Raw genomic sequence first — 26,626 nt, forward strand, 5'->3', positions numbered from 1 at the left:
GGTCTTGGGTCGCAGCGATGGGGGACAGCGTTCAAATTGTTGCGCGCTAGTCCACCTTCGCGCGCGCTTCGCCAGCGAGACGGACCAGCATCTTGCGCAGCGCCGTGCCGTCGGTCACCCGCTCCGGGAAGTCCAGCCGCAGCGCAGTCTGGCCATCCTGCATGTCGAGGCCTTCGGGGTCGCAGCCGGTGCAGCGCCAGTCGCCCTCCGCCGCGCCGAGGAGTTTTGTTGCATAGAGGCCCATGGCGTCGCGATGGTCGGCATTCATGTGCGCGACCGCCCCCTCCTCCGCCGCCAGCAGATCCTCGGCGCCGGTAAGGTCCGTCAGGAACTGCTCGGGCTTGAGATCGACGATGCGGCCGAAGCCAGCGACCAGATGGGTTCCCGTGGGCCGAATTCTGAAGAACGAGAAATCCTTAAACGAAACAAACGCTTCGGCGGATGGATGGGCATTGAGATACCGCCGCTGGAGCAGATCCTTGTCGGCATCGGCCTGTTCCGCTCGGCCGGACAGCATGATTCGGGCGCCCTCCAGCGGATCGCCGGCCGCGCGTTCGTCCAGCATCAGGGAGACCCGGTGATCCGCCAGGATGTTCCTGGTGTGCACGGCCAGGCCCGAGATCAGAAGGATCGGCGAGCCGTCGGGGTGGCTCGCCAGATTGACCAGGGAGCAATAGGGATCTCCGCTGCCGGCCATCAGTGTTGCCAGCGCGCCCTGGCGCGAGCGCCTGAGCAGCGATTTGGCGAGCTTTCCGGGGTCGAAATCAGGGGTCGGGTGCATCGGCTTTCTCGGGTCAGGTGGTTGCAAGAGAGGTCTTTTTTCGGGTAAACGGGGGTCAGGTTATGGGTCGAAACGCGGCGAATCTGCCGCGCTTCGTGGAACTTGGTCACACTTCAGCCCAGCTTGCATTGCTCGGTGACAAGGTTCGACCGCCGAATTCGGCACCCGTGTATGCGGCGCATCAGTGAATTGCTCGCCGTTTCAAGCCACGACCCAAACGGAAAGCAGAAAGCAGAGGCTCATGCCCACAATCGCTTTGGTCGACGACGACCGCAACATTCTCACATCCGTCTCGATCGCGCTGGAGGCCGAAGGCTATCGCATCATGACTTACACCGACGGCGCCTCCGCGCTCGACGGCTTCCGCACCACCCAGCCCGATCTTGCCATCCTCGACATCAAGATGCCGCGCATGGACGGCATGGAAACGCTGCGCCGGCTGCGGCAGAAATCCGACCTGCCGGTGATCTTCCTGACCTCCAAGGACGAAGAGATCGACGAACTGTTCGGCCTCAAGATGGGCGCCGACGACTTCATCCGCAAACCCTTCTCGCAGCGCCTGCTGGTCGAGCGCGTCAAGGCTGTGCTGCGCCGCTCTGCGCCGAAGGACCCGACCGTCGCGCCGAAGGAGAACGATGCCAAGGCGCTCGACCGCGGCCTGCTGCGCATGGACCCCGAACGGCACACCTGCACCTGGAAGAACGAGCCGGTGACGCTGACCGTCACCGAATTCCTGATCCTCCAGGCGCTGGCAACCCGGCCCGGCGTGGTGAAGAGCCGCAACGCGCTGATGGACGCCGCCTATGACGACCAGGTCTATGTCGACGACCGCACCATCGACAGCCACATCAAGCGGCTGCGCAAGAAGTTCAAGGTGACCGACAACGAGTTCGAGATGATCGAGACGCTCTACGGCGTCGGCTACCGCTTCAAGGAAGCCTGAGGCTCACGCGCCTTCACGAAAGACTGAGAGCATCGCCGGTTCTCGTTCCATCGGGACCGGGATGGCTCTAGGATGCGGGGACCCTTCGCACGAGATGTCCTAACGCGGGCGTAAGCATTGCTTGACCGAACGCAGCCTGACGAGAACCAGAATGCCGGGGATATCGCATCCGACGGCGTACCGGAGCACGTCGCCGACGACAAGCCGGCCGCGCAAGGTTGGCGGCCGTTCTCCTGGCTGACGCGTGCCGGTCAGTATTTCTTCGCGCTCTCCTTCTCGAGCCTGACCCGCCGCATCGTCTCGCTCAACCTCGCCGGCCTCGTCGCGCTGGTCGCGAGCATTCTCTATCTCTCGCAGTTCCGCGCCGGCCTGATCGACGCGCGTGCGCAGAGCCTGCTGGTGCAGGCCGAGATCATCGCCGGTGCCATCGGAGCGTCGGCGACCGTGCAGACCAACGCGATCACGGTCGATCCTGACCGCCTGCTCGATCTGAAGCTCGGCGACAGCTACGGCGAATCCGACGATTATTCGGCGCTGAACTTCCCGATCAGCCCGGAGCGCGTGGCCCCCGTGCTGCGCACGCTGATTTCGCCGACCAAGACGCGGGCGCGGATATTCGACCCCAACGGGACGGTGCTGCTCGACAGCCGCGACCTCGAGAACGTGCTGATCTTCCCGTTGCCGCCGCCATCGCAGAAGCCCGGCGTGATCGAGCGCGGCCTGACCTCGGTGCGCCTCTGGATCAACCGCGGTGACCTGCCGCTATATCGCGAGCTCGGGCGCGAAAACGGCAATGGCTATTCGGAAGTAAGCGACGCGCTCCAGGGCCAGAAGCGTTCGATGGTGCGGGTCAATTCGCGCGGCGAGGTGATCGTCTCGGTCGCAGTCCCCGTGCTGCGCTCGCGCGCCATCCACGGCGCCCTGATGCTGTCGACGCAGGGCGACGACATCGACCAGATGGTCACCGCCGAGCGCCTGGCGATCCTGAAGGTCGGCGGCGTCGCTGCCGCGGTCATGATCATGCTGTCGCTGCTGCTCGCCAGCACGATCGCAGGCCCGGTGCGCCGGCTCGCCGACAGCGCCGAGCGCGTCCGCCGCCGCATCAAGGCGCGCATCGAGATTCCCGACTTCACCCGGCGCCGCGACGAAATCGGTCACCTGTCCGGCGCGCTGCGCGACATGACCAGCGCGCTCTACAGCCGCATCGAGGCGATCGAGATGTTCGCCGCCGATGTCGCGCATGAACTGAAGAACCCGCTGACCTCGCTGCGCTCCGCGGTCGAGACGCTGCCGCTGGCGCGCAACGAGACCAGCCGCGCGCGCTTGCTCGAGGTGATCGAGCATGACGTCAAGCGGCTCGACCGCCTCATCTCCGACATCTCCGACGCCAGCCGCCTCGACGCCGAATTGCAGCGCCAGGATGCGGTCCGGGTCGACCTGCGCCGCCTGCTGACGACGCTCGTGTCGGTCGCCAATGAAACCAAGCTCGGCCATGACGTCGCGGTCGAAACGCGCTTCGAGGGCCGCAGCGCGACCGACGCGTTCTCCGTGACCGGCCACGATTCGCGGCTCGGGCAGGTGGTCTCCAACCTGCTCTCCAACGCGCAATCGTTCTCCGAGCCCGGCAGCAAGGTGCGCCTCACCTGCCGCCGCGTCCGTTCCGAGATCGAGATCGTGGTCGACGACGACGGGCCCGGCATCCGCGACGACGCGCTGGAGCGCATCTTCGAGCGCTTCTACACCGACCGTCCGCACCAGGGCTTTGGCCAGAACTCCGGCCTCGGCCTGTCGATCTCCAAGCAGATCGTCGATGCCCATGGCGGACGCATCTGGGCCGAGAACCGCCCGGGCCCGGCGGACGAGGACGGAGCGCCTACGGTTGTCGGCGCGCGTTTCGTGGTGAGGCTGCCGGCGCTATGAGCGGCGGTGGCCCCAGCGTTCACGCCTCCGCAGTCAAGGTCGGGACTCTGGCGGTGCTGATCCGCGGGCCCTCAGGCTCCGGCAAGTCGCGCCTTGCCTTCGATTTGATCATGGCGGGACGCGCCGGCGTGGTCGAAAGGGCCGTTCTGGTCGGCGATGACCGTGTCCATCTGGCGACAGTCGGCGATGAAATTGAAGTCCGCCCCGCGCCGCTGCTGGCCGGCCTGATCGAGATTCGGGGACTGGGAATCCGCCGCTGCGACTTCGTGGAGCATGCGACCGTCGGCCTCGTGGTCGATCTGGACGCCGCCGACGCGGAACGCCTGCCTGAGGCGGAATCGCTGAAAACAAGCATTTTCGGTGTCGAAATACCGCGAATCCCTGTTAGCCGCGACTATTCGCCCCTCCCTTTGGTTGTTGCAGCCTTGACCACTACCAAGAGTTCATCTTCCGTTAACCCTTCAGGCGATTGTTTGAAGGGAAATGGTAACCATATGAACCCCACTATCGCGACCGAATAGACCGGCGCAGCTCCCCTCATCCATCCGTCTAGTTTCAGGGAGATACGCAACATCCCCTCTTGCGCGGGGGCTCTGGATGGTCAAAGTGGCGCGTTCGTGCGGTGCACCAAAAGCGCCCGCGAGGAGTTTTCCGATGATTGGTCTAGTACTTGTGACCCACGGGCGCCTTGCCGACGAATTCAAGGCAGCGCTTGAGCATGTCATGGGCCCACAAAAGCAAATCGAAGCGATCACGATCGGTGCCGAAGATGATTCCGATCTCTGCCGAAGCGACATCATCGAGGCGGTCAACCGCGTCGATTCCGGCGACGGCGTTGCGATCCTCACCGACATGTTCGGCGGCACGCCGTCGAACCTTGCAATATCCTGCATGAGCCGGCCGAAGGTCGAAGTGCTCGCCGGCATCAACCTTCCCATGCTGGTGAAGCTTGCCAAGGTGCGCGAGGAGCGTCCGCTGCCCGACGCGATCGCGATGGCCCAGGAAGCGGGCCGTAAATACGTCACCATTGCCAGCCGCGTGCTCGCCGGCAAATGAGCGACGACGCGCCGCTCGGAAACCAGGCCGGGACAGGCGTGCCGGCGGGAGCCATTTCCAAAGACCTCCTGATCATCAACAAGCGCGGCCTGCACGCCCGCGCCTCGGCGAAATTCGTCCAGGCGGTGGAGCGCTTCAACGCGCAGGTGTGGGTGACGCGCGGCGGCGAGACCGTCGGCGGCACCTCGATCATGGGCCTGATGATGCTGGCCGCAGGACCGGGCACGACGATCACGGTCGCCGCCGCCGGTGACGATGCCCAGGCTGCGCTTGCGGCGATTACCGAGCTCGTTGAAAGCAAGTTCAACGAGGAAGGGATCTGAGCCACGCGCTCGGCGCCGTAGGGTGGGCAAAGGCGCGAAGCGCCGTGCCCACCATCTCGCGACAATCGCCACAGAAGTGGTGGGCACGCTTCCGCCGTCGCTCTTCGAGCTATGGCGGACAAGTCGCTTTGCCCACCCTACGAGACCTACAACGCCGAAATCACTTCGCCGGCGGCGCGATGTAGATGTTCCAGCTCATCGACGGGCCGGCCTTGCCGTGGGTGAAGCGGCGCGTCGTCATCACGATGCGCTCGGCGTTCGGCGCGATCTCCGAGACCCATTTCTCGAACGCCGGGAGGCGGCCATCGGTCGGATCGAACACGCCGATGAAGCCATACTTCTTGGCATCCGCGCGCGACGTCAGCCCGGAATCCCAGGCTTCGAGCGGCATCAGCGCGGCCGGATGATCGGGGCTGTAGAACACCATTGGCTGGATCGACTCCATGGTGCCGGCGACGACCGCCCAGCGCGAGCCGAAACGGGTGTGCCAGGCCTGCGTCAATTCGCGTGCCAGCTCCGAGCGCGCGCCGTAGGTCGCCGTGTTACCGGCATTGGCCGCCATCTCGCGCGCGGCGATCCAGGGCGAGGCGGCGAGCGTGGCGACGCTGAGCACGAGCCAGATCGCGGCGATGTTGAACAGGGCCGCACTCTGCACCCGCAGCGCCGGGATCGCGACCAGCGCCAAGGGCACCAGGAAGAACAGCGAGATGCCCCAATCGGTCTTCATGTAGATGCTGAAGGCCAGCGCGCCGAGCGGCGGGCCGACCGCGACGATGATCTGGATGATCCAGACGTTCAACGCCTGCGCAACATTGACGCCGGGATTGGCACCGCGCCCCCAGGCGCGCGTGACGATGCGTAACGGTGCGCGCAGCAGCAGCGTGAACCAATGCGGCACCAGCGCCATTGCGAGCGCGGCCAGCGCCACCGGCAGCGCCAGCAGCGCCAAATTATGCAGGGCATAGCCAGCCACGAGCTGATGGACCTGCCGGCTGTCATCGAGACTGTAGGTATCGCCGGCATAGGTCAGCGGCACGAAATGCACGCCCGCAAGCCAGACGAGGTGCGGGATCATCGCCACCACCATCGTCACGATCGCCACCCACGGCGCCGGCGACAGCAGGAATCGCAGCCGATCGGGATGAATCAGCGCGGCAAGGCCGATGGCGCCGATCATGGTCAGCACCCAGTATTTCGTCATCAGCGCCAGCGCGCCGGCGAGCCCGAACCAGATACCGGACTGCCAGGTCCGCTTCTCGAAGGCGTTGAGATAGGCGAGCACGAGCAGCGGCAGCGTGACGAGCTGGAGCAGGTCGGGGTTGTACTTGAAACCCTTGAAATTGAAGATCGGGTAGAGCGCGACCATCACCACGACCAGGAACGCACGCCGCGCGTCCACGACGCGCAAGCTCAGCAGCCAGCAGATCACCATGCCGACGCCGACGGTCGCCATCGCCAGCGCATAGGTCGCCCAGTCCGCCGCCGGGAACACCTTGAACCAGAGGCCGGCGACCCAGCCCGACAGCGGCGGGTGCTTGCCGTAGCCCCACAGGAACTCCTGGCCCCAGCCATAGGCTTCTGCGACGTCCATGTGAACGTCCTGCGCTGCCTTGAGATTGATCAGGATGAAGGTCCAGAGCACCGCATGCAGGATGGCGAGCTGGATCACCAGCCAGAGCCGCGCCTCGGGCCGGATCGCGCAGGCGACCAGCCAGGCCCGGAAGCGGTTAAAGCTCACCCGGGCTTTTACGCGTGTTCGGGCGGAGGGGATCGAGGTCGTAGACATGAGCCTGGACATGGGCCGTTGCGTAGCGCGTTTTGGGCCCTCGTGGAATCAGCTTGGCGTGAAGAAAGGCCCTGAAAATACAGCAATATGGTTGCCGCACGGGGATGTGAGTGGTATCCCGCGCCCATGACGACCGTCCCCATTTCCAACATCCGCAACTTCTCCATCGTCGCCCATATCGACCATGGCAAGTCGACGCTGGCCGACCGCCTGATCCAGATGACCGGCGGCCTCACCGACCGCGAAATGGCGGGCAAGGAGCAGGTGCTCGATTCCATGGACATCGAGCGCGAGCGCGGCATCACCATCAAGGCGCAGACGGTGCGCCTCGCCTACCACGCCAAGGACGGCAAGGATTACATCTTCAACCTGATGGACACGCCCGGCCATGTCGACTTCGCCTACGAAGTCTCGCGGTCGCTGGCGGCCTGCGAGGGTTCCCTGCTGGTGGTCGACGCCAGCCAGGGCGTCGAAGCGCAGACGCTCGCCAACGTCTACCAGGCGCTCGACAACAATCACGAGATCGTCCCGGTCCTGAACAAGGTCGACCTTCCCGCGGCCGAACCCGAGAAGATCAAGCAGCAGATCGAGGACGTCATCGGCATCGATGCCTCCGACGCCGTGATGATCTCGGCCAAGACCGGCCTCGGCGTCCCCGACGTGCTGGAAGCCATCGTCACCCGCCTGCCGCCGCCGAAGGGCGACCGCGACGCGACCTTGAAGGCGCTCTTGGTCGACAGCTGGTACGACGTCTATCTCGGCGTCGTCGTGCTGATCCGCGTCGTCGACGGCGTCATGAAGAAGAGCCAGCGCATCCGCATGATGGGCACAGGCGCGGCCTATGACGTCGAGCGCGTCGGCTTCTTCACCCCGAAGATGGAGCAGGTCGACGAGCTCGGCCCCGGCGAGATCGGCTTCATCACCGCGGCGATCAAGGAAGTCGCCGACACCCGCGTCGGCGACACCATCACCGACGACAGGAAGCCGGTCACCGAAATGCTGCCGGGCTTCAAGCCGGCGATCCCGGTGGTGTTCTGCGGCCTGTTCCCGGCCGACGCCAATGACTTCGAAACGCTGCGCGGGGCGATGGGCAAGCTGCGCCTCAACGACGCGAGCTTCTCCTACGAGATGGAAACCTCGGCTGCGCTGGGCTTCGGCTTCCGCTGCGGCTTCCTCGGGCTATTGCACCTCGAGATCATCCAGGAGCGGCTGTCGCGCGAGTTCGACCTCAATTTGATCGCGACCGCGCCAAGCGTGATCTACAAGATGCACCTGACCGACGGCCAGGAGATCTCGATCCACAATCCCGTCGACATGCCCGACGTGGTCAAGATCGCCGATATCGAGGAGCCCTGGATCGAGGCCACCATCCTCACTCCCGACGAATATCTCGGCAGCGTGTTGAAGCTGTGCCAGGACCGCCGCGGCGCGCAGAAGGAGCTGACCTATGTCGGCTCCCGCGCCATGGTGAAGTACGATCTGCCGCTCAACGAAGTCGTGTTCGACTTCTACGACCGCCTGAAATCGGTCTCGAAAGGCTACGCCTCGTTCGACTATCACCTGACCGACTACAAGGTGGCCGATCTCGTCAAGATGCAGATCCTGGTCAACAACGAGCCGGTCGACGCGCTGTCGATGCTGGTGCATCGCACCCGCGCGGAGGGGCGCGGCCGCGCCATGGTCGAGAAGATGAAGGAGCTGATCCCGCCGCACATGTTCCAGATCCCGATCCAGGCGGCGATCGGCGGCAAGGTGATCGCGCGCGAGACGGTGCGCGCCCTGCGCAAGGACGTCACCGCGAAGTGCTACGGCGGCGACATCACGCGTAAGCGGAAACTTCTGGAGAAGCAGAAGGAAGGCAAGAAGAAGATGCGGCAGTTCGGCAAGGTCGACATCCCGCAGGAAGCTTTCATTGCCGCGCTGAAGGTGGATAGCTGAGGCGAGTGCTCGGGCCACACCGGACCTGACGAGATTGGGGTCCGGCCCGGATATCGGGGCCGATACACAAAATTCGCGAAAACAACCCCATGCACAGTAGCCGCGCCCTTGTCGGCATTGGGTTTTTTCGATTTTACGAAATCGATTTGACCCGTCGGGCAAAACAGGGGCATGATGGCATCATGGCAGCGGGTGTGCAGCAACCGTCCATCAGAACGCACCATCTCGACCGCCGACCGATTGGCAACCTCTGAATTCGATATCCAGGCGCCACGTCGGTGACGGCCTGCGTCGGCTTCTGACCCGTCAGCCGACCTGCCAAGCACTGCTCCTCGAAGACCGCTTTTGACCCGTGGCTGCCGCTGGCTATCAAGTCACTCTCGATCAATAAAAACGACCGAAGGCTCGACCTCGATGAGGAACGCCTCATTCGCGAGGCTCGACACCCCGATCCAAGTTGCGCAAGGCGGATTGTCGCCGAAGGCCGCCTTGAGAGCTCCGGTGATGGCGCTGCTCTCATGCATATGACTTTGCCTGATATAGAGCCGAAGTGCACCGACGTCGCATAGTTTTGCACCGACGGACGCCAAGGCGGCTGCAAGATTTTCCAGACTTTTTTCGAGTTGGAGCCGAATATCACCGGCACCAACGACGTTTCGATCTGCGTCCCAAGCCACTTGGCCAGACACATGGACGGCGTCGCCGAGGCGCGTTGGGACGATTGCTACCTGCGCAAAGCCGTAGTGCCGGCTATCAAAGAGTCCAGTGGGAGCATGTACCGTTCGGCTCATTGCGAAACCTTGGCTATATGCCGACGATCGGCGGTGATACTATGAGGATAATACCTATGATTCCGGCAAGCCGCACTTCCGCTTCTGGCCCGTGTGAGACATGGCGGTGCAGTCCGACGATTTCCGTTCACAGGGGTAAACCGGAAGAGAGCGGCACGCGGCCATAGTGACGCGATAGACTGATCGCCGGCATCACCCCTCCGGTACTCCGGCGATGTACAATCCCCTAACCAAGCGCCTGGCTCCTGCAACGAAATTCGCGCCGCCGCCGCGCACTGGAACGTTTCTGAGGCGACGGATTGTAAATGTCGGATCAAGTGCAAGTCCGGTTTTGGCGGCCACTTGCGCCTCGTCCAGCCTCCCAAGAAGCGCGAGCGCTGCAGCATACCCGAAATGCAGCAGCGGATAGTTTCGGTTGGCCTCGATTCCTCGCGCACACCAAGCGGCCGCTTCAGCGTCTGCTGCGATCTGCAGCTTGGCAAAGCCCGCTGTATTCATCCATCGGAAGGCGGAGATATCGCGGGGGGAAAGGCGCAGTGCTTCGTTGACGTGGAACTCGGTATCTGCACCGCAACCCATATAGAACTTAGCCTGGCCCATCATCTCGTGAGCGTCAGCCAGATTGCGATCCAGGGCCAGGGCCAAGGCTCGCTCGCACTCAGCCACGCCTTGCGCCGTCCGGTTCGTATAGATCAGCACCATGGCCAAGGTGAAATGAGCCCAGGCATGGTCCGGAGCGAGGCGGAGCGCCTTTAGCACCATGGTCTCCGCCGCTGCCAGATACGAAGGCCCATTGTCGGTCAGGAATGCCGCGACAAGCGCTGTCTCGACCAACGCGCTCCAGCTCATGGCGTCGACATTTTGCGGATCAGTCGCCAGAGCCCGTTCAAAAGAACTACGAGCTTCTGTCAAATTCTCGAGTGTCGCTCCCCTATTGCAAGAATGGCGGCCCTGGAAATAGAGATCCATGGCATCGGGATTCAACGTTCTTGCCGCGCGACGCGCCTCAGCCACGATGAGCTGGTTGTCTAAAGTCCGCGCAATCCTGGCTACGATTTCGTCCTGCATATCGAGCAGATCGGCGAAGGGCTTGTCGAAGCGGTCGGCCCACAGATGATTGCCCGTCGTCGCGTCGATCAATTGAACATTCACCCGGAGACGATCGTCGCAACGCTGCACCGAGCCTTCGAGCGCGTAGCGAACATTCAACTCACGACCAATCTGCCTGACATCGACCGATTTGCCTTTGTAGGTGAACGCGGTGTGTTGGCCGATGACAAATGAGCCGCTGATGCGCGATAAATCCGTGGTGAGGCTCCCGGTCACACCATCGACAAAGTAGTCCTGCTCGGGGGCGCTGCTGAGGTTCGCGAAGGGCAACACGACGATGGAAAGACGAGGTGGTGAAAGCGACCTCTGCGCTGCATCATCGTTCTGCGCCACATGGCCAAGGGGGACGGCTGTGGGCCTTTGCGCCTCCTGCACTGTGCCAACAAAGCGGAAACCCTTGCGGGGCATCGTCTTGATCAGGCGCTGTTTCTCGCCCGTGTCGCCAATTGCGCCGCGAGCTGCATTCATGCGCGTCGTGAGCGCGGCATCCGAGACGATACGACCACTCCAGACCGCACCGAGGAGATCGTCCTTGCTGACAACCCGTTCCCTGTTGCGAATGAGGTATAGGAGCAAGTCAAACGTCTGTGGCGCAGTCGCAATCAGCTCGGCTCCGCAGCGCAGCTCGCGCGGGTCCGTGTCCAATACGTAGTCCTCGAAGAGATAGCGCAACGCCGTCTTCTCCGCCCGATAGACCACATTTCATCGCGAACGCGCTCATCGCGGAACGACACCAAGAATAGCCGGAGACGAGAGAAAAGTAAGCTGTTCGTTCAGGGATGACCGACGGCGGCCGATATGGAGCGGCTAGGCACTTCCGCTCGTGCCCCATCGCTTCCGTTGACGCGGTGCAGCTATGTCGGGTGATGGCGGCAGAGCGGAAGTTTGCCCCTGAGCACCAAACCGACGCTTTTGACCCAACCCGGGCATCGCAGAGCTACCTTTGATTTTCAGTATGGCCTTTTAGACGCTAAGATGCGTTGACCTAGACTCTAGCTAGGGGGCGAACATGAGGCGGCGTGCTTTTCTCGGTGCCGTTTGTGGTGCGGTAGCATTGCCGCGGCTGGCTGCGGCGGCGGAGAGCGCCAAGAAGAATCGTCTTGCTATTTTCGTCCCGTCAGAGCCGAGCGCGGACTGGCACGAGCTTAGCGGGAAACAATATCCTCGAGCCCTCTTCGCCGAGCTGCGACGGTTGGGACAGATCGAGGGACAAAACCTCAAAGTCGAAAGTTATGGACGAGAGCAAAACACGTCCGGCCTCGAGGCCTTGGCGACGGAAATCGTTAGCAGCAACCCGGACGTCATTCTCCTCGGTGGTCCTGGCGCACTCATCTTCAAAAAACTGACATCGCGTATTCCAATCGTAACGATAACTGCCGACCCCGTTCGACTGGGGATTGCCGAAAGTCTGGCTCGCCCGGGCGGAAATTTTACGGGAGCCAGCATCGACGCCGGTCCATCAATTCATGGAAAGCGGATTGCACTGCTGCGCGAAATCTTTCCTTCAATATCAAAACTTGGCTTGCTCGCTCTTCACATCCAATACAGTGGGCTCGTCAAGGATTCGCCTATCCCCGCAGCGGCCCAGGAGGCTGGCCTACCTATCGCGGTGTCGCTACTGGATGTTGGTGCTCAAGAAAATGACTGGCGGGCAGCGGTAGAGAGCCTTTCCGGCGAAGGCGCGAATGCAGTCATGGTGGTCGACTCCCCTGAAACTTTTCAAAACAGCGCTTTGATCGCCAAGTTGCTGACCGACGCGAGACTTCCGGCGATTTTCGCGTTCACCGAATCCGTCGAAGCCGGGGGCCTAATGGCCTACTCCTTTGATCTAGTCGAATTGTATAAGCGCGCGGCCAACAACATCGACGCATTTTTCCGCGGAGCAAAAGCTGGCGATATTCCATTCTACCAAGTGACCAAATTCGATCTGTCCATCAACTTGAAGACGGCCAGGCAGCTGGGCCTTTCCGTCTCTCCTGCACTCTCGGCCAGTGCCGACAAGGTCATCGAGTGAACAGGTCCGGTTATGGCCCGCAGGTGACATGCCCGCGCAGTCCGACGATTTCCGTTCACAGCGGCAGACCGGAAGGGAGCGGCACGCGGCCATCGTGACGCGATTGATCCGAAGGCGACACACGGCGAGCTTCAACTTCGGGACGTCAACCCTATTGGCCAATCGTAGTTCGAGATTATTGAGCCTGCTTCAAGTAGGCTTCAACCTCGCGCAGGTCATTCTGCGGAGGAAATGACAGAAGAGCCTGAGACGGACTGCACCACGGATAGGGAAGCGAAGATAGCCAGCGCATCACGCCATCGAGTTCGGCGCCCGATAAGACTTTCATGACTTCAATGGTGATCACCAGCCTCACCACTTTTCCGTGCTCATTGAAATGCCAGTCGTAACGTCCGCATCCAACTCGCAGTGGCTGCCCGCTGGCCTTAGCGGACATCCCCACCAACCAATGGCACTGAAAGCGCGTTCGGTCAGTCTCGGAAGGCCGGGATAGGCAGAACGTGTAGATGTTCTCGTATTCGACACCAAAACGACGCACCAAAATTTCTTCCACGGCGTTCAAGCCGGAAGCCGTGTTGGGGAATGAAATGGCGTCGGTCTTGACCACCATTTCGAGTGCAATGTCTTCAGAGAACGCCTGCCTCATCAAGAACGGTCGGTTGCCGTCCTTGGCCAAGATGTAGGTTCTTACTGCTTCGGCAGGTGTGGGCATGGTGCCTCAGGCTAGCACACTCAGGCTCCAAACGGGAATGTCCGCTTCTCGCCCATCAGCGAAGTGGCGACACCTTTCATTGAGGCCCGCTTGGTGGGGTGGAGCGGACTGACTTTGCTCACTCTGCGTTCTTCGCATTTTGACCCAATAAAGCGCTCGACCTCGACGTGTCGTTGCATCTACAGCGGCCCACCGACGAGGTGATCAAACTAAATGTGAGATGCTGTTTGCCGCCGGTTCCAGCCAGCCGATGATCTCTTTGTTGAAGTGGTGAATTGCGAGTGCGAGGTACGTGTCGGTGGACTTAACGCCGCCGAAGCAGATGACTCTGCAATCGTTGAAGCGGTGGGGATTGGTGCAGTCATCCGCCCAGGGAACTGGTTACGCGCCAGTTGTCACGATGCAGTTGATCACAGACGGGTAATCACTTTGCTCCTGTAAGCGAATAAATTCTTTGATTGCGCGATAACACGTCGGCATCGACGCACTTCCACCCAAGCTTTGGTTCGCCCAACGATCCAACATGACATGCGTCTTGACAATTTCTGCGTTCGCCGCGCGCAGTATGCCGATGGAAGGCGAAGCCGTTTCAAACAGATACTTGTGGAAGCTGATCACGAAAGTATCGCTTCTCGGTAACCCGTTGCCATACGGAAGAAGGTCCACATCCCGCACAGTCTTTATATTTTTATAGAGCCACTGCGAATCGATCAACGCTTTCCCAATCCCTCTTCCCTCAACGCCAAGCGGAGCAACCCACTCGGGGCCCGGGGCTATGGTGGACCAAAAGATCACGCGATCATCACGGCGGTTCTCCATCGCCTTGAGCATGCAGAGGAATCGTTCCTTTTGTGGATCGTTCGAATGCTCCACCTCGTACTGGAGCTTCTTGAGTTTGTCGGGCCAGGGTATGGGTGCAGGTGGGGGCGGAGGCGGCACAGCGGGAAGATAGATTTTGCGCAGCTTCGGGTCAGCCCCCATAAACGCGTAATTGCGCCCCCCGTCACGGCTGTGGCGGCAACCCACGAGCTCTCGCAAATACCAATTCACCTCCTCAGGAACGTGCGTTTGGAAATTGAACTCGATTAACGCCCACGCATCTATGTGCTCGCGCGCCGCAATTTTCCACCAGTCGTCCGTATCTAAGACCGGATATTCGCGCCCGCCTTTGGGCGGCCACAAGCCGCGTTTCTGCACTGGATTAAGAGGAACTTTGATATTGACCATTCAACGCCTCCCGCACAGTCCGAACCGTAGCGCGATACGCACCGGCCACGGTGGCGAAAGAAATGAAGTTTCGCCGGCAACATCGGAATGGCAACACGTCGGCGACGCGCCCGATATGAACTATCTCACATTTGTTCTGGCGCCAGCCGCTCGCGGACAATGTCGCCCCTTGGCGCCATCGCGCCACTTTCCGCGTCGCGAGTGAACTTCCGAAGCTGGTGCTAGACCGGAAGTCGTCGGCCAAGGTCCAGGCTGGTGCTTCTGACCCAAAGCGGAAAATCAATGCGCTATCACCTTACCTCGTCAGCGCGGGGCGGGAACAATACGGGACTTTTCTCTGGCATGTCTCCTCTTCGATTTGTGGCGCAATCGAACAGCCACCGCGGTGGCAAATCCGTGAGTAGCGCCACCAAGTGACATGCAGCCTGTTCCTTTGAGACGCCCGGCGGGTAATAGATTGAGGAGTCGCGATCAATTCCGGCATAGAACTGAGCCCGTTTGGCGATGATTTCGCGCTCCTTCTCGTCCGCGAGCTTGAAGCACAAATCTATCAGCCCCCCGTCCGCCGTGCCTCGCGACAAATCGGTTGAGAACGCCTTTTGAACGGCCTCGATGGCCAAGGATCTCTTTTCCTCATCGACCGCTTTCTTCTTACGCTTGATCCACGTCCTCGCGCACCAGGTCGCAATGACTGCGAGCCCAAAAGCAGCCAGCGTAGCCAATACCGAGGCCTCCGGAGCCAGCCAAGCCGACAACGACGCCAAGACCAGGAAAAGCCAAACAGCGATGGACGCAAGGTAAATCGTGCCGACACCTACTCGGTGGTCGACTTTCCATGGGATGCCGAAAAGACGAAACTTGAGCGACGCGCGCGGGCGGTTGGCAAATGCTCCATCCGCGAGACCAAGGCTTCGTTCAATGTATGCGGCACGTCTCACGAGTTCATCATACAGCTCGTCATTTCTCGTATTGTAGGTCACGAGCCCGATCGTTGCGATCAGGCCAAACAACGAGAACACAAAGCTCCGGCCATCAATGTGGTCGACTTTGAGCGCAATGGCTACGGCGGTCGCGATCGGCAGCAGACCCAGCAACTTGAACCGGATGTCGGTCAGCGTCCGAAAGTTGCTGCAGACCTCGCCGTATTCCGTGGAAAGTGCGTTTCGACGATCTTGGTCCATGGCCTGCTCCGCGAAACGTCCAGTTCTTGTCGAACCGAAGTTAGTTGGCGCGCACAGTGCAGTTTAGCACGCGCGCGGGTCTACCAAATGTGGGCTAGTTCACGCTTGCGCTCCGGCATACTGAAGTCAGTCCGCCCCCCAACGACGTTGGTGAAGTTGGGTTTTCGTCTCTGATCCATGTCTGCTGCTGGCCCATCAGCGAAGTGGCGACACCTTTCATTGAGGTCCGCTTGGCGGAGTAGAGCGGGCTGACTTTGCTCGCTCTGAGTTCTTCGCATTTTGACCCAAAGCAGACCTAATCTGTTCAACTTCTCAAAATTGGATTATAGTGCCACTACAGCCATTCGGTGCGCAGTGCTGTAGATGAAATCGGTCAAGCGAAGCCTAGCTCTTGTCGCTGCGATGATGAGCGCAATCATTGTCGGTCCGCCGCGTTCCTCGGCGATGGAGAACAAGAAGCCCATTGCGTATTTTTCAGAAGGCGCGCCAGACAATCTCGTAGAGGCACTGAACAATTTGTCTCCCGACGCTAGGGATGTCGTCGTTGCGAGAGTTCGCTTGCAGCAACCCGTAATATGGATGGGTGGCCGTCACTGCGAGCTTTGTACCAACGATGTATGGTTCGCCCGTCTGAGAATCACGGAGACTCTCAAAGGCAAAGCTGAAGTCGGCCAAGTGCTCGATGTTTTCCTAGGCCAGCGTAGCGAACACCGAAGGTACATCGCCATTCCCCGCACACCGGATCAACGGGGCCGAGAGTACACGGTGGCGATCTATTCTATGGGAGATGGCATTCAGCGGCTCGCTTCATTTCCAATAAGTAAACCTCAATACGACAGATTATCCTCTGATTGGCTTGCATATGAAGGCGAGCGATCGAGGGCAGGATTTCGGGATTAGGTCGTGGGTCCGCTTCTGGCCCGTGTGAGACGTGCCGGTGCAGTCTGACGATTTCCGTTCACAGAGGTAGACCGGAAGAGATCGGCACGCGGCCATAGTGACGCGATTGACCCACAACGGAAGTCGGCTGGCCAGGTTTACTCAAGCGCGCGCCCGCCACAGCGTAACCGCAAGCAGCATATAGGCAGCACAAGTCCACAGCGACTGCCAATTGTCCGGTCCTTCGCTAAGCGCCGCATAGATGGCTGCCACCAGGAATACGACGGCAAACATCGCTTCCGCCATGGGGCGGATTCCCTTCTTCGGGCGATTGAGCAGCGTCATCGCCGCAAAAGGGACCGCCGCCATAGTGAGGGCCGGAAAGGGAAAATCCTTTTCGCGCGGATCAAACATAAGGCCCAGCGCGGTCTCCGTGCCGATCACGATGGTTACGATCAAGATCAATCCGTGCATGATCGCCAGTCCCGATGGGGTCCGGTAGTGCTCCGGACCCAGCAATTCCAGAAATGTGGGCGGTGCGCGCCCGGACATCAGGGCGTTGGCGCCGAACAGCGGCGAGGCAGTTGCCGCCGCCAGAAGTGCGCCCCACAGAAGCCAGCTGCCCGCGCCGTAGCTTTCATAGAACATCTTTTGAGCGGCCACCCCAAACAAGACTCCGGCGGTGGTTGCCGATATTCCGACCGCAAACCATGAGATGAGCCGGGGCTGCGAGGGCTTCCGGCGCGAGGTCAGCCATGCAGCGCCAAACACCAGGATCGCCAGCGCCATCCCGCTACTCATTTGCAGTTTCCAGAGCGGATAATTGCTGACGGGGATGCCGGGCGGATATTTCAGCGTGCGCTGCGTGGAATCGAATAAGCCCCACGATCCGCCGACGGTGCCCTCGAACTCATGCTTCCACAATTCATCATACGCCTCGAACAGGTTGACGCGGAAATTCTCGCGCCGGGCAAGATCGAGGACCTCCGAGATCACCCGCGCCTGATTGGTGCGCGATGGTAGCGCCGACTCGCGCATCCGCCCTTCGCTCGGCCAACCTGTTTCTCCAATCAGGATTTCCTTGCCCGGAAACGCCGACGCCACCTGCTTTCGGACGGCGTCGACGTGAGCAGCGGCAGATTTCGCCGCGACCGGGACATTTTCCCAATATGGCAGGATATGAAGGGTGACGAAATCGACGGCGTCACCGAGTTCCCGATAGCGCAGCCAGTACTCCCAGACGTCGGAATAGGTGACGGGGACCGGCACCTGTGCCTTGACCGAGCGGATCAAGGCAGCAAGATCGGAAGGTGTCATCTTCCGATGCAACAGAACCTCATTGCCGACCACGAGTGCGGTGATGGTTTCCGGATATTGCCGGGCGAGGCGTATGCCCGTGGATATCTGCGTCGCGCTCTTCCGTCGGTCCCTATCGAGCCAAATTCCCTGAATGACTTTCAGCCCCACCTTGGACGCAAGTTCGGGGATCTGATCGAGACCAAGATCAGTCGCATAGGTACGAATACAGTCGGTTATTTTGGCAAGCTGGGCGAGATCTTCCGCGATCTGGTCCCGCGGCACTGGTGTCGGCGACTCCGACGTTTGGTTGTTGCGGAAGGGCGCGTAGGATATGCATTGCAGTTTGGCATTCGGATCGATCGGCGCGCGCGCCAGGTTGATCGGTATGGCCAGCCACCACCACACCGCGGCGATCGCACCCAGGGATATGATGAGAAGCGCCAGAGGCGTGCGGGGCGAAATAGTTGACCCTCCAACGTAGAGATCGTCGGTCAACCGGCATGTTGTCGTGACCCGACAACAACAGAAATCATCGTCCGCCGGTCCCTACTTGACCTGTGAAAGCTGGTGCCGGATCGTCCGTGCCGCAAGAGGCGAGTCAACATCCAACGAAGGCCTTAAGGCTACCGCGGGGCAGGTAGAAATAATCTTCCTATCTCCCGAGATGGCCTTCGGGGACCGGCAGCAGAGTGGCCTTTCTCTGACGGTCACCGTGCCGGCAAACGAACGTCACCTGTTGGCCCGAATGCGAAGTCCAGATCGGTCACGGGTGGTCCGGTAGTAAGGGCACGCCGGCAGCGGGCTCACCCAGCGCGTAACAGACGCGATTGACCCGAAGGCGACAGATCCCCATTGCGGCCTGCTCGTGTACAGCTCGCCAATTGTGGGTTAGGTTCCGGCGTTGTCGTGTGCCGCACGTGTCTGATCCGCCAGCAAGCCTGGGAGTTGGTCATGCCGCCGATGAACGAGGTCCCCTTCGAGACGTCCCTGGCCGAATATGCCGAAGACATGCTCGACGCCTGTACGCGATGCGGGAAATGCGTCGAGGCCTGTCCGAGTGTCGAGCCGGCCGGCATCTCGCGGACGACAAAGTCCGAAGACATCATCGGCGGCATTCTCGAGCTGGTGCGTACCGGCAACGGCCCGGAAGCGTCGCGCAAATGGGCGCAGTCCTGCATGCGGAGCGGGGCATGCATCAAGGCGTGCAGCTATGGCGTCAATCCGCGTTTCCTGCTGAGCATGGCGCGGCTTGGCATCGCGAAGTCGGACAATGAGCTTGCCGAACGGCGCCGGCGGGGTGTCGAGAGGTACCGCGACGGCAGTCGTGGCGTGAACGTGCTTTCGCGCCTGCAACTCGATGCGGACGTGCTCGAACGACTGGGTCAGAGATCGGCGTCGGTCGCCACGCCCGTTGAAACGCCGGATTTCGTGTTTTACACTGGCTGCAATGTGCTCAAGACGCCGCACATCGCATTGCTTGCCCTCGATATCATGGACGCGCTCGGCGTCAGTTACCAGGTGATGGGCGGGCCGAGCCATTGCTGCGGCATTCTCCAGCTCAAGTCTGGCGACGCAGAGATGGCCGGTCGTATGGGATCGAGTACGATGGAAAAGCTGTCGCATTCGAACTCGGGGCAGGTGATCTCCTGGTGCCCGTCGTGCTACGTCCAGTACACGGAGACCATCCTGCCAACGGTGGAGCGACAGCACGGGTCGCGCCCGTTCGAGATGAACCCGTTCATGCGCTTTCTCGGCGACCGGCCGGCGCAGCTCAAGCCGCACCTTCAGCGCAGGGTCGAAATGCGGGTCGCGCTGCACAAGCATCCCGGCGTGGCCGGCGTCGTGGAAGCCGCCGCTGAGATCTTGACGGCGGTACCCGGTATCGAACTCGTCGATCTGAACCAGCCGGCGGTGGGTTTGCAGAGCGTGGATGTCGGCGCGCTTCCAAAGTACAAGCGCGAATTGCAACTTATGGAGCTTGAGGCGGCGCGCGATGCAGGTGTCGATGCACTGGTCGCGGTCTATCATTCCGATCATCGCGAACTGTGCGCGCACGAGCGCGACTGGCCATTCCGTATCATGAATATCCTTGAAGTGGTTGGCGAAAGCATGGGCCTGCATCGGCACGATCGCTACAAAGAGCTCAAGATCATGCAGGACGCCGACCAGATCGTCGCCGACTGTAGCGACCTGATCGCAAAGCACTCGCTTGATCCCGGCAGTGCGCGTGACGTGGTGGTGAAGGTGTTGCTTGGCGACCAGCCGCTTCCCCTGAGGCGTGGCGCGCCCCCGGAGACGCGCGCCGGGGGCGTGGAGCCGTCGTAGCAGCTTGACGTCACCTGTTGGCCCACCGCGCCGGTGAGCCCGGCGCAAACCGGAGGTCGCCGGCTGAGGGGTCAACCGACGCGACTGACCCCGAAGCCGGCTATTCCTCGACTGATCAATTTCCGTCAGGTGCTCTGCGCGGAAAGCCGACGACGCCCGTCAAGGACGTCGATCTCCTGCCCCCGCACGGCTTCACGACGTCTTCTGCTTCGCCTGCACGTGTCGCGCGAAGTTGTCGAGGATGGCCTGCCAGCCGCCCTGCTGCTGCTCAACCGAGTGTGTCGGTTCGCTATCGAAGACAACGCGGACGACGACGCCCTTCGTCCCGGGCACGAACTCGACTTCGGCCTTGCGATCGCCGAATGAATATTCGATCAGCTTGTGTTCGACGATCGTCGTGTAAGTCCCGGCGAAGTCAAAGCCCATGCTGCCGTCCTTGGCTTCCATGCGCGACGAGAAGACCCCGCCTTCCCGCAGGTCGACCGTAGCCTTGGTCGTATGCCAATCGTCGGACGCGGCGTTCCACTCCATGATGTCAGCAGGTGTCGTATAGGCACGCCAGACCTGATCGATGGGGGCTGCTACGGTGGTTTCGACGGTGATCCTCATGAACATAAGCTCCTGGTTCAATTTTCTAGGTGACGGCATCACTGACGTGTGCGGGGTCCATCCAAGGACGATCGAGACTGGTTCAAGCCGACAGGGTCGAGCCGTCAAAGCGTTGAAAACACAAAAATGTCAAAACGTCTGTTGGCCACCCACCAGCGGCCGCGAACAAATTGGGGATGAGGGTCACATTTGTCCGATACGGCTCGTGGCCATTGAACCCGACCCGGGCTCGACGACACTATCTCCCTGCGTCCTAAACGGCCCCGCCCATCCGTGGGCGATACGGGGGAATGTCTGTCATGCGAAAGCGAAACTGGCGATTGATTGCCGTCGGCTCAGTGCTGCTGGTGCTCGCCGTCCTGTTCTTCCTCTCGATGCGGGACATGACGCCGTGGTCCAATGATCCTGCCGCCCTGATGCGCACGGTCGGAGAGGTCTCGGGCGCTGTCGGCGGCATCAGCCTCGTCATGATCGTCTTCGGTCTGATCGGCAGGAAAGCGCCGGCCTGACAAACGTCGTTCCGGAAGGCCGGACCACGGCGGTATCACGCCTCCGCGATGACAGGGAATAGCGGGTCTTCGATGCAAATCTGAATGTCTGAACCGCACATGCAGGGCGGGATGCATTTGGAGACACCTATGATTACCTCAAAGATGCTGATTGTGGTCACGATCGTATCGACGATGGGCGCAGCTTCGGCGAAACCTTTCCACCCGTCGCTGCCCGGAAAGGAAACGACCACCAGGCCGTGGACGGCCCCGGTCGGTCACCGCCAGCCCCACGCCTCCGACGTGCCCTCGGCAAGTTCGGGATCGCTGGATTTCCTCGACCAAGAGGATGCCGACGTCGATCGCAAGATCTCCGGCGTCTGCCGGGGCTGCTGATCGATCCTGCGCCAAGGCCTGATGGAATGAGACTCGACTGCCGCCCCAACGGACGGCAGTCAGTGTCCGACCTTTCGGAATTCGACCAGGCTGAACGAGCCGACACCGCTGGTGCCGACGAAGGCGAAGCCGGCCAGGACGCCGAGCCTGCGGTACTCGGCCTCCGTCCGCTCGCGGCCGCCAGGTCCCCTCAGCATATTGAGGTCGCTCATCGCGCAGGAGCGGTCCTGGATCTCGGTCGTCGCAGGCTCCGGCATGATCCGTTCGATCACGATCAACGTTCCGCTGGCCGGCAGCGCGTCCCGGCAGTTGCGCAGAATGACCTCGCAACGATCGTCTCTCCAATTGTGCAGAATGCTCTTCATCAGGATCGTGTCGGCGCCGCCCAGGACCTTCTCGAAGAAACTGCCGGCGACGAACCGGCAGCGATTGGCGATGCCAAGCCGGTCAAAATGCGCCCGCGCTCCCGCCTCGCAGCGCGCGAGATCGAAGGCGATGCCCTCAAGATGCGGGTTGTGCTGGAGCACGCCGCCGATCAATTCGCCGGTGCCGCCACCGAGATCCATGACAACGCGCGCGGTCGCGAAGTCGTGGGCCGCAACGATCCTTGGAACGATGCTCCGCGTCAGGCTGACCATCGCGGCGTTGAAGCGGCGGGTGAATTCCGGCGCATTGCTCGTCGCGGCATAGCGATCGTCGCCATCGCCGCGCAGCTCGCCCGCGCTCTTACCCGAGCGAACCGACTCGACCAGTCCGATCCAGGATTGCGCGAGCATCTCGCCCTCGAAGAGAACCCAATCCTTGAAGGAGGGATCGGCGGTCTCGTCGAGCTGCCGGCCGAGCTCGGTCATGGCAAACCGGTCGCGGTCTGCCTGCCTGCACAGGCCAAGTGTCGTCAGGCCAACGAGCAATCGGCGCAGCGCACTTTCATCAGCGGACACCAGCCGGGCGAGCTCGGCCACCGATTTCGCCTCATCGCCGATGGCCTCGGCGAGATTGAGCTTCGCCGCCGCATAAATCACCGCGGTGATGCGATGCGACTGCACGAGATCATGCACGGATGCCGGCCCGCTCATGTGTTACCTCCTGTCAATGCAGGTTCAATCGGTCGGGACGAACCCCGTTGCCTGAACGATCGCCTTCCACCGGTCGGATTCGGATGCGATCAGCCGGGCGAAGTCTTCCATGGCGATCGCGTCGGGCTCGACGGCCAGCTTTGCCATGCCGGCCTTGACCTCGTCGGTGCGCAAGGCCGCCTGGATCGCGGTGTTGAGCTTATCGACGATCGGCGCCGGCGTCCTGGCCGGAACGAAGAACGCAAACCATGTGAGGTCCTCGAGCGACGGATATCCGGCCTCCCGCATCGTCGGTACCGCCGGAACAAACAGGCTGCGGCGCGGTCCGGTGGTCGCCAGCGCGCGAAGATCTCCGGATTGGACGAGTCCGAGCGAGCTGCCGATCGGCATGACGGTCGCGGCAATCACGCCCTTGACCAGATCCTGAATCGCACCACCGCCCTGATAGGGCACGTGAAGAAAATCGAAGCCAGCGGTGCGGCCCAGCGTCGTGCCAAGAAAATGCAGCGAGGTTCCGGCGCCCGGCGAACCAAAGGTGGCGTGCTTCGGATTGGCGCGGCACCAGGCCACGAAGTCCGCCAGCGTCTTGACGTCGGCCGGCACGCTGGGACCGACCGTCAGCAATGTCGGGGTCGAGGCGACGGTCGACACAGGTATGAAATCCCGCGGATGGTATCTCAGTGTCTTGTAGACGTGCGGAAAGAACATCATGAAGCCGAGCGGCGCGAACAGCATGACCGATCCGTCGGCGTCGGCGCTCTTCACCGCCTCCACCGCGATGCGACCGGCCGCGCCCGCCCGGGTCTCGACCACGATGGTTTCGGCATAGCCGCTCATCTGGCCGGCCACGAGCCGCGCCAACCCATCCTGCAGCCCGGGCGTGAAGCCCGTCAGGATATGCGCGGTTCTCGCGATCGGCTGTGCGAGCGCCCGCGGCGAAATATGCGCAGCGGCGAACGCGGCGGCGGCCGCCGACAACACATCACGACGCGTGATCATCACCCGTTTCCCTGATCGAGCCCAGACCAAATGAGATCGCAGCATGCTACCTGGCCATCGCTGCGGTCTCTGGAGCCATGGATGAGCCGGGTCGCACGAACACAAAACGGGATATCGCAGATATCTGCGCGTCCTCACGGCCATCCTGGCCGATCAGGATGAGGCCTGCTCCGCCATTCGCCACCGTCAGGACGACCGCTTCACCCGCCCACGTCCCGATAGGCTCCATCCCGATGGTGAGAAACTCACCGATCGGCTGGTCCAAATACTGGAGTCTCAGCTGCGGCGCGATTTCGGCGGGCGCCAGAGCAAGACCGAGCTGTTGTGCACGCGCATAGATTTCCCGCAGCGAAGCCTCGCCTTGAAGGCCGAGCTCGGCAACCGACACGGCAACAAGCTCAACCTCCGCCTTCTTGCGACTTAGGGTAAAGGCCGGTCGAGCGAGTATCTCATCAGCCGCGTTTCCGACGCCGCAGCCCATTGCGCTCATCGCGCTGCGAAGAGCGAACGTCTCCGTGAATGTTCCTATCCGGATCGTCTTCCACGCCAGGACATCTGCAGCCGAGCTGATCGGAATCTCCGATCTGCGAGCCGGCGGGTCGACCTTGACCGCCAGCTGCCTTCGCAAACCATCCTGCGCAGTGCATTGAGCCTCGGCGCGATCTACGGAAATCAAGCTGAACAGGTTGACGACCAACAGGATCGCAAGCGCACTGCCAATGCGCCAGGGTGCCGGACGATCGGGCCTTGCGCGGCCTTGCTGCAAGGCAATGTAGTCAATCTCGGCGCGCGTCGCGCCGAGATCAATCAGCTCCCGATCGCTGAGGGCACAGAGAGCGGTTTGTACCTTCAGTCGTCTTCGGCGCTTCTGCCATGCGCTCCAGACCCGCAGGAAAAGGCTGGTCACTTGCTGCACGGGTGTGGCAGTCCGTCGCACCTGTGCAACGCCGTTGATGGTACTCATCGGCGATATCCCTTGGCGATACCTTTACCGAGGGCAGGATGTCAGGACTTCGCCGGGCACGCTTGACGTGCAGCTTACATTTTCCTGACCGGCGCCTTACTTTACGCCCCAGCAGGTGCAGAGGCGGCTTCATCCAACGACGGGAGTGGCAACTTGCGCTATCTCTTCGATGAATACGTGCTCGACACGGATCGGCGCGAGCTGCATCGCGGGGCCGATGCTGTTTCCGTTGCGCCACAGGTCTTCGACATTCTCGACTATCTGATCGGCAACAGGGAGCGTGTCGTCAGCAAAGACGACCTCATGAACGCGATCTGGAAGGGGCGCATCGTATCGGAGGCCGCGCTTGCGACCCGCATCAATGGCGTCCGCACGGCAGTCGGCGATTGCGGGGAAGCGCAGCGCCTGATCAAGACGATCCCGCGCAAGGGCTTCCGTTTCGTCGGAGCCGTTCGGGAAGTACGGGAGCCGGATCCTTCAACCGTCCCTCACCGGTCAGAAGCGAGAGGAGCGGCCCTCCCGCTACCGGATAAGCCCTCGATTGCCGTACTCCCTTTCGTCAGCCTCAGCTCCGATCCCGAACAGGAGTATTTCGCAGATGGCATCGTGGAGGAAATCACGATGGCTCTGGCTCATTTTCGCTGGCTGTTCGTGATCGCACGCAATTCGAGCTTTGCGTATAAGGGCCGGGTCGTTGACGTAAAGCAGGTCGGCCGCGAGCTTGGTGTCCGCTATGTCCTCGAAGGTAGCGTGCGCAAAGCCGGAAATCGCATTCGAATCGCGGGGCAGCTGATCGATGCCGAAACTGGAACGCATCTCTGGGCAGACCGCTTTGAGGGCCCGATCGAGGACATGTTCGATCTGCAGGACAATCTGACGTCCAGTGTCATAGGCGCAATCGCCCCGAGGCTGCAGCGTGAGGAAATCAAGCGGGCAAGGCGGAAGCCACCCGAAAATCTGGATGCGTATGATCATTATCTGCGCGGGCTGGCGAAATCCCGTTGGTCCAACAACGCAAACACCGAGGCGTTGCAGCTCTTTTGCAAGGCGACCGAACTCGACCCTCGACTGGCTTGTGGCTATGCCATGGCCGCCTGGTGCTATACCCGGCGCAAGGCGAACGGCTGGATCAGCGATCCCGCGAACGAAATTGCGGAAGCCACCCGGCTGGCCCGGAAGGCCGTAGAACTGGGGGCAAATGATCCGGTTGCACTGTCCGTGGGTGGATATGCGCTCGCCTTCATAGCCCACGAGTTCGACGACGCGGCTGCTTTCGTGGATCGAGCTTTGGCTGACAACCCTAACTTCGCGCAAGCCTGGGCCACCAGTGCCTGGCTGAGAGTTTGGAGGGGAGAGCCGGATCTCGCCCTCGAGCACTCCGCACATGCCGTGAGACTTAGTCCGCTCGATCCGCCCATGTACTACGACGCGCAGGGAGCCATGGCGTATGCGCATTTTCTGGCGGGCCGCTATGACGCGGCAGTATCATGCACCGAGACCGCATTGCGTGGTCAGACGAGTTTCCTGCTCGTGACCTGCATTGCCGCAGCCAGCAACGCATTCGCCGGGCGGCGTGAACGAGCGCAACGATCCCTCCTGCAAGCCCTTGAATGCAATCCAGATCTTCGTGCCAATCTCGAGAATCTGGCACCGTTTCGCCGGGCAGATGACTTCGCGATCTTCGAGAAGGGTCTCTGCGAAGCGGGCCTTCCGGAAAAGCACGACGTTGGCCCCCCCTGACGGGGTGGACCAATGTTCGCGGCTTACATTTTCGGGAGCGAAGGCCTATTCTCCACGGATTATTGCTCC

At 61.5% G+C, this 26,626-nt stretch carries 24 protein-coding genes; 12 read left to right on the plus strand and 12 right to left on the minus strand.

What is annotated here, in order from left to right:
- Positions 1 to 46: 46 nt before the first annotated feature.
- Complete coding sequence (locus AB7535_RS33255; protein ID WP_028151656.1) at positions 47 to 781, minus strand: HugZ family pyridoxamine 5'-phosphate oxidase; 735 nt, start codon at positions 779 to 781, stop codon at positions 47 to 49.
- 241 nt (positions 782 to 1,022) lie between these two features.
- On the opposite strand from AB7535_RS33255, the gene AB7535_RS33260 reads away from it, so the two are divergent.
- The 5 genes from AB7535_RS33260 (at position 1,023) to AB7535_RS33280 (ending at position 5,023) form a co-directional block, all read left to right on the plus strand.
- Positions 1,023 to 1,724, plus strand: a complete 702-nt coding sequence (locus AB7535_RS33260; protein ID WP_038952081.1) for a response regulator transcription factor — start codon at positions 1,023 to 1,025, stop codon at positions 1,722 to 1,724.
- Positions 1,725 to 1,841: 117 nt separating this feature from the next.
- Positions 1,842 to 3,644, plus strand: coding sequence for a sensor histidine kinase (locus AB7535_RS33265; RefSeq protein WP_354114241.1), 1,803 nt, complete (start codon positions 1,842 to 1,844; stop codon positions 3,642 to 3,644).
- Entirely contained in the window at positions 3,641 to 4,165 is a 525-nt protein-coding gene (locus tag AB7535_RS33270; protein ID WP_354114240.1) for an HPr kinase/phosphorylase, read from the plus strand. The genes AB7535_RS33265 and AB7535_RS33270 overlap by 4 nt, the downstream gene beginning before the upstream one ends.
- A gap of 133 nt (positions 4,166 to 4,298) precedes the next feature.
- Entirely contained in the window at positions 4,299 to 4,700 is a 402-nt protein-coding gene (locus AB7535_RS33275; RefSeq protein WP_007597752.1) for a PTS sugar transporter subunit IIA, read from the plus strand.
- Positions 4,697 to 5,023: an HPr family phosphocarrier protein gene (locus AB7535_RS33280; protein WP_063980739.1), complete on the plus strand. Its 327-nt coding sequence runs from the start codon at positions 4,697 to 4,699 to the stop codon at positions 5,021 to 5,023. The genes AB7535_RS33275 and AB7535_RS33280 overlap by 4 nt, the downstream gene beginning before the upstream one ends.
- Positions 5,024 to 5,183: 160 nt before the next feature.
- Here the strand turns inward: AB7535_RS33280 and AB7535_RS33285 are convergent, their stop codons facing one another.
- A complete protein-coding gene (locus tag AB7535_RS33285; protein WP_354114246.1) occupies positions 5,184 to 6,809 on the minus strand; it encodes a glycosyltransferase family 39 protein in 1,626 nt (541 codons plus the stop codon).
- Between the two features lie 126 nt (positions 6,810 to 6,935).
- Here AB7535_RS33285 and lepA point away from each other — a divergent pair, with 126 nt between their 5' ends.
- Entirely contained in the window at positions 6,936 to 8,747 is a 1,812-nt protein-coding gene (lepA, locus tag AB7535_RS33290) for a translation elongation factor 4 (protein WP_085402644.1), read from the plus strand.
- 374 nt (positions 8,748 to 9,121) lie between these two features.
- Here the strand turns inward: lepA and AB7535_RS33295 are convergent, their stop codons facing one another.
- Positions 9,122 to 9,538 (minus strand): RidA family protein, encoded by a 417-nt coding sequence (locus AB7535_RS33295; protein WP_439037465.1) that lies wholly within the window; start codon positions 9,536 to 9,538, stop codon positions 9,122 to 9,124.
- 192 nt (positions 9,539 to 9,730) lie between these two features.
- Complete coding sequence (locus AB7535_RS33300) at positions 9,731 to 11,320, minus strand: winged helix-turn-helix domain-containing protein (RefSeq protein ID WP_439037466.1); 1,590 nt, start codon at positions 11,318 to 11,320, stop codon at positions 9,731 to 9,733.
- Between the two features lie 337 nt (positions 11,321 to 11,657).
- Between AB7535_RS33300 and AB7535_RS33305 the strand changes: the two genes are divergently transcribed.
- A complete protein-coding gene (locus AB7535_RS33305) occupies positions 11,658 to 12,662 on the plus strand; it encodes an ABC transporter substrate-binding protein (protein WP_354114237.1) in 1,005 nt (334 codons plus the stop codon).
- 175 nt (positions 12,663 to 12,837) lie between these two features.
- On the opposite strand, the gene AB7535_RS33310 is transcribed toward AB7535_RS33305, so the two are convergent.
- From AB7535_RS33310 to AB7535_RS33320, 3 genes are all read right to left on the minus strand, one after another.
- Positions 12,838 to 13,374 (minus strand): hypothetical protein, encoded by a 537-nt coding sequence (locus tag AB7535_RS33310; RefSeq protein WP_354114236.1) that lies wholly within the window; start codon positions 13,372 to 13,374, stop codon positions 12,838 to 12,840.
- 381 nt (positions 13,375 to 13,755) lie between these two features.
- Positions 13,756 to 14,601 (minus strand): hypothetical protein, encoded by an 846-nt coding sequence (locus tag AB7535_RS33315; protein ID WP_354114235.1) that lies wholly within the window; start codon positions 14,599 to 14,601, stop codon positions 13,756 to 13,758.
- A 290-nt stretch (positions 14,602 to 14,891) separates the two neighbouring features.
- Positions 14,892 to 15,782, minus strand: a complete 891-nt coding sequence (locus AB7535_RS33320; RefSeq protein WP_354114234.1) for a hypothetical protein — start codon at positions 15,780 to 15,782, stop codon at positions 14,892 to 14,894.
- Positions 15,783 to 16,145: 363 nt separating this feature from the next.
- Between AB7535_RS33320 and AB7535_RS33325 the strand changes: the two genes are divergently transcribed.
- Positions 16,146 to 16,682: a hypothetical protein gene (locus tag AB7535_RS33325; RefSeq protein WP_354114233.1), complete on the plus strand. Its 537-nt coding sequence runs from the start codon at positions 16,146 to 16,148 to the stop codon at positions 16,680 to 16,682.
- A gap of 141 nt (positions 16,683 to 16,823) precedes the next feature.
- Here the strand turns inward: AB7535_RS33325 and AB7535_RS33330 are convergent, their stop codons facing one another.
- The gene (locus tag AB7535_RS33330; protein ID WP_439037467.1) at positions 16,824 to 18,455 is read right to left on the minus strand and encodes a glycosyl hydrolase family 17 protein; all 1,632 of its coding nucleotides are present in this window, start codon (positions 18,453 to 18,455) and stop codon (positions 16,824 to 16,826) included.
- 456 nt (positions 18,456 to 18,911) lie between these two features.
- Between AB7535_RS33330 and AB7535_RS33335 the strand changes: the two genes are divergently transcribed.
- Positions 18,912 to 20,285, plus strand: coding sequence for a (Fe-S)-binding protein (locus tag AB7535_RS33335; protein WP_354114232.1), 1,374 nt, complete (start codon positions 18,912 to 18,914; stop codon positions 20,283 to 20,285).
- A 192-nt stretch (positions 20,286 to 20,477) separates the two neighbouring features.
- Here AB7535_RS33335 and AB7535_RS33340 read toward each other — a convergent pair whose 3' ends face one another.
- Positions 20,478 to 20,894 carry an SRPBCC family protein gene (locus tag AB7535_RS33340; RefSeq protein ID WP_166076030.1) on the minus strand — a complete coding sequence of 139 codons (417 nt, stop codon included), beginning with the start codon at positions 20,892 to 20,894 and terminating at the stop codon, positions 20,478 to 20,480.
- 299 nt (positions 20,895 to 21,193) lie between these two features.
- On the opposite strand from AB7535_RS33340, the gene AB7535_RS33345 reads away from it, so the two are divergent.
- Entirely contained in the window at positions 21,194 to 21,403 is a 210-nt protein-coding gene (locus tag AB7535_RS33345; protein WP_014498566.1) for a hypothetical protein, read from the plus strand.
- Positions 21,404 to 21,487: 84 nt separating this feature from the next.
- Positions 21,488 to 21,778, plus strand: a complete 291-nt coding sequence (locus AB7535_RS33350; protein WP_224580589.1) for a hypothetical protein — start codon at positions 21,488 to 21,490, stop codon at positions 21,776 to 21,778.
- A 59-nt stretch (positions 21,779 to 21,837) separates the two neighbouring features.
- On the opposite strand, the gene AB7535_RS33355 is transcribed toward AB7535_RS33350, so the two are convergent.
- From AB7535_RS33355 to AB7535_RS33365, 3 genes are read right to left on the minus strand one after another with little or no spacing between them, the layout of a single operon-like run.
- Positions 21,838 to 22,854 (minus strand): methyltransferase, encoded by a 1,017-nt coding sequence (locus AB7535_RS33355; protein WP_166076025.1) that lies wholly within the window; start codon positions 22,852 to 22,854, stop codon positions 21,838 to 21,840.
- 24 nt (positions 22,855 to 22,878) lie between these two features.
- Entirely contained in the window at positions 22,879 to 23,853 is a 975-nt protein-coding gene (locus AB7535_RS33360) for a Bug family tripartite tricarboxylate transporter substrate binding protein (protein ID WP_439037468.1), read from the minus strand.
- A 46-nt stretch (positions 23,854 to 23,899) separates the two neighbouring features.
- Positions 23,900 to 24,817, minus strand: a complete 918-nt coding sequence (locus AB7535_RS33365) for a DUF1127 domain-containing protein (RefSeq protein WP_208067451.1) — start codon at positions 24,815 to 24,817, stop codon at positions 23,900 to 23,902.
- Between the two features lie 153 nt (positions 24,818 to 24,970).
- Here AB7535_RS33365 and AB7535_RS33370 point away from each other — a divergent pair, with 153 nt between their 5' ends.
- Positions 24,971 to 26,557, plus strand: a complete 1,587-nt coding sequence (locus tag AB7535_RS33370; protein ID WP_439037469.1) for a winged helix-turn-helix domain-containing tetratricopeptide repeat protein — start codon at positions 24,971 to 24,973, stop codon at positions 26,555 to 26,557.
- Positions 26,558 to 26,626 lie beyond the last annotated feature (69 nt).

Source organism: Bradyrhizobium sp. 956_D2_N1_4 (assembly GCF_052076025.1).
Taxonomy (GTDB): domain Bacteria; phylum Pseudomonadota; class Alphaproteobacteria; order Rhizobiales; family Xanthobacteraceae; genus Bradyrhizobium; species Bradyrhizobium barranii.

What these genes read in the sequence shown, in the direction of transcription:
- AB7535_RS33270 (WP_354114240.1), top strand. Translation starts at nt 3,641, where the DNA reads ATGAGCGGCGGTGGCCCCAGCGTTCACGCCTCCGCAGTCAAGGTCGGG.
- AB7535_RS33255 (WP_028151656.1), bottom strand. Translation starts at nt 781, where the DNA reads ATGCACCCGACCCCTGATTTCGACCCCGGAAAGCTCGCCAAATCGCTG.
- AB7535_RS33340 (WP_166076030.1), bottom strand. Translation starts at nt 20,894, where the DNA reads ATGAGGATCACCGTCGAAACCACCGTAGCAGCCCCCATCGATCAGGTC.
- AB7535_RS33325 (WP_354114233.1), top strand. Translation starts at nt 16,146, where the DNA reads ATGAAATCGGTCAAGCGAAGCCTAGCTCTTGTCGCTGCGATGATGAGC.
- AB7535_RS33355 (WP_166076025.1), bottom strand. Translation starts at nt 22,854, where the DNA reads ATGAGCGGGCCGGCATCCGTGCATGATCTCGTGCAGTCGCATCGCATC.
- lepA (WP_085402644.1), top strand. Translation starts at nt 6,936, where the DNA reads ATGACGACCGTCCCCATTTCCAACATCCGCAACTTCTCCATCGTCGCC.
- AB7535_RS33350 (WP_224580589.1), top strand. Translation starts at nt 21,488, where the DNA reads ATGTCTGAACCGCACATGCAGGGCGGGATGCATTTGGAGACACCTATG.
- AB7535_RS33275 (WP_007597752.1), top strand. Translation starts at nt 4,299, where the DNA reads ATGATTGGTCTAGTACTTGTGACCCACGGGCGCCTTGCCGACGAATTC.
- AB7535_RS33345 (WP_014498566.1), top strand. Translation starts at nt 21,194, where the DNA reads ATGCGAAAGCGAAACTGGCGATTGATTGCCGTCGGCTCAGTGCTGCTG.
- AB7535_RS33260 (WP_038952081.1), top strand. Translation starts at nt 1,023, where the DNA reads ATGCCCACAATCGCTTTGGTCGACGACGACCGCAACATTCTCACATCC.
- AB7535_RS33310 (WP_354114236.1), bottom strand. Translation starts at nt 13,374, where the DNA reads ATGCCCACACCTGCCGAAGCAGTAAGAACCTACATCTTGGCCAAGGAC.
- AB7535_RS33305 (WP_354114237.1), top strand. Translation starts at nt 11,658, where the DNA reads ATGAGGCGGCGTGCTTTTCTCGGTGCCGTTTGTGGTGCGGTAGCATTG.
- AB7535_RS33320 (WP_354114234.1), bottom strand. Translation starts at nt 15,782, where the DNA reads ATGGACCAAGATCGTCGAAACGCACTTTCCACGGAATACGGCGAGGTC.
- AB7535_RS33315 (WP_354114235.1), bottom strand. Translation starts at nt 14,601, where the DNA reads ATGGTCAATATCAAAGTTCCTCTTAATCCAGTGCAGAAACGCGGCTTG.
- AB7535_RS33335 (WP_354114232.1), top strand. Translation starts at nt 18,912, where the DNA reads ATGCCGCCGATGAACGAGGTCCCCTTCGAGACGTCCCTGGCCGAATAT.
- AB7535_RS33280 (WP_063980739.1), top strand. Translation starts at nt 4,697, where the DNA reads ATGAGCGACGACGCGCCGCTCGGAAACCAGGCCGGGACAGGCGTGCCG.
- AB7535_RS33295 (WP_439037465.1), bottom strand. Translation starts at nt 9,538, where the DNA reads ATGAGCCGAACGGTACATGCTCCCACTGGACTCTTTGATAGCCGGCAC.
- AB7535_RS33360 (WP_439037468.1), bottom strand. Translation starts at nt 23,853, where the DNA reads ATGATCACGCGTCGTGATGTGTTGTCGGCGGCCGCCGCCGCGTTCGCC.
- AB7535_RS33365 (WP_208067451.1), bottom strand. Translation starts at nt 24,817, where the DNA reads ATGAGTACCATCAACGGCGTTGCACAGGTGCGACGGACTGCCACACCC.
- AB7535_RS33285 (WP_354114246.1), bottom strand. Translation starts at nt 6,809, where the DNA reads ATGTCTACGACCTCGATCCCCTCCGCCCGAACACGCGTAAAAGCCCGG.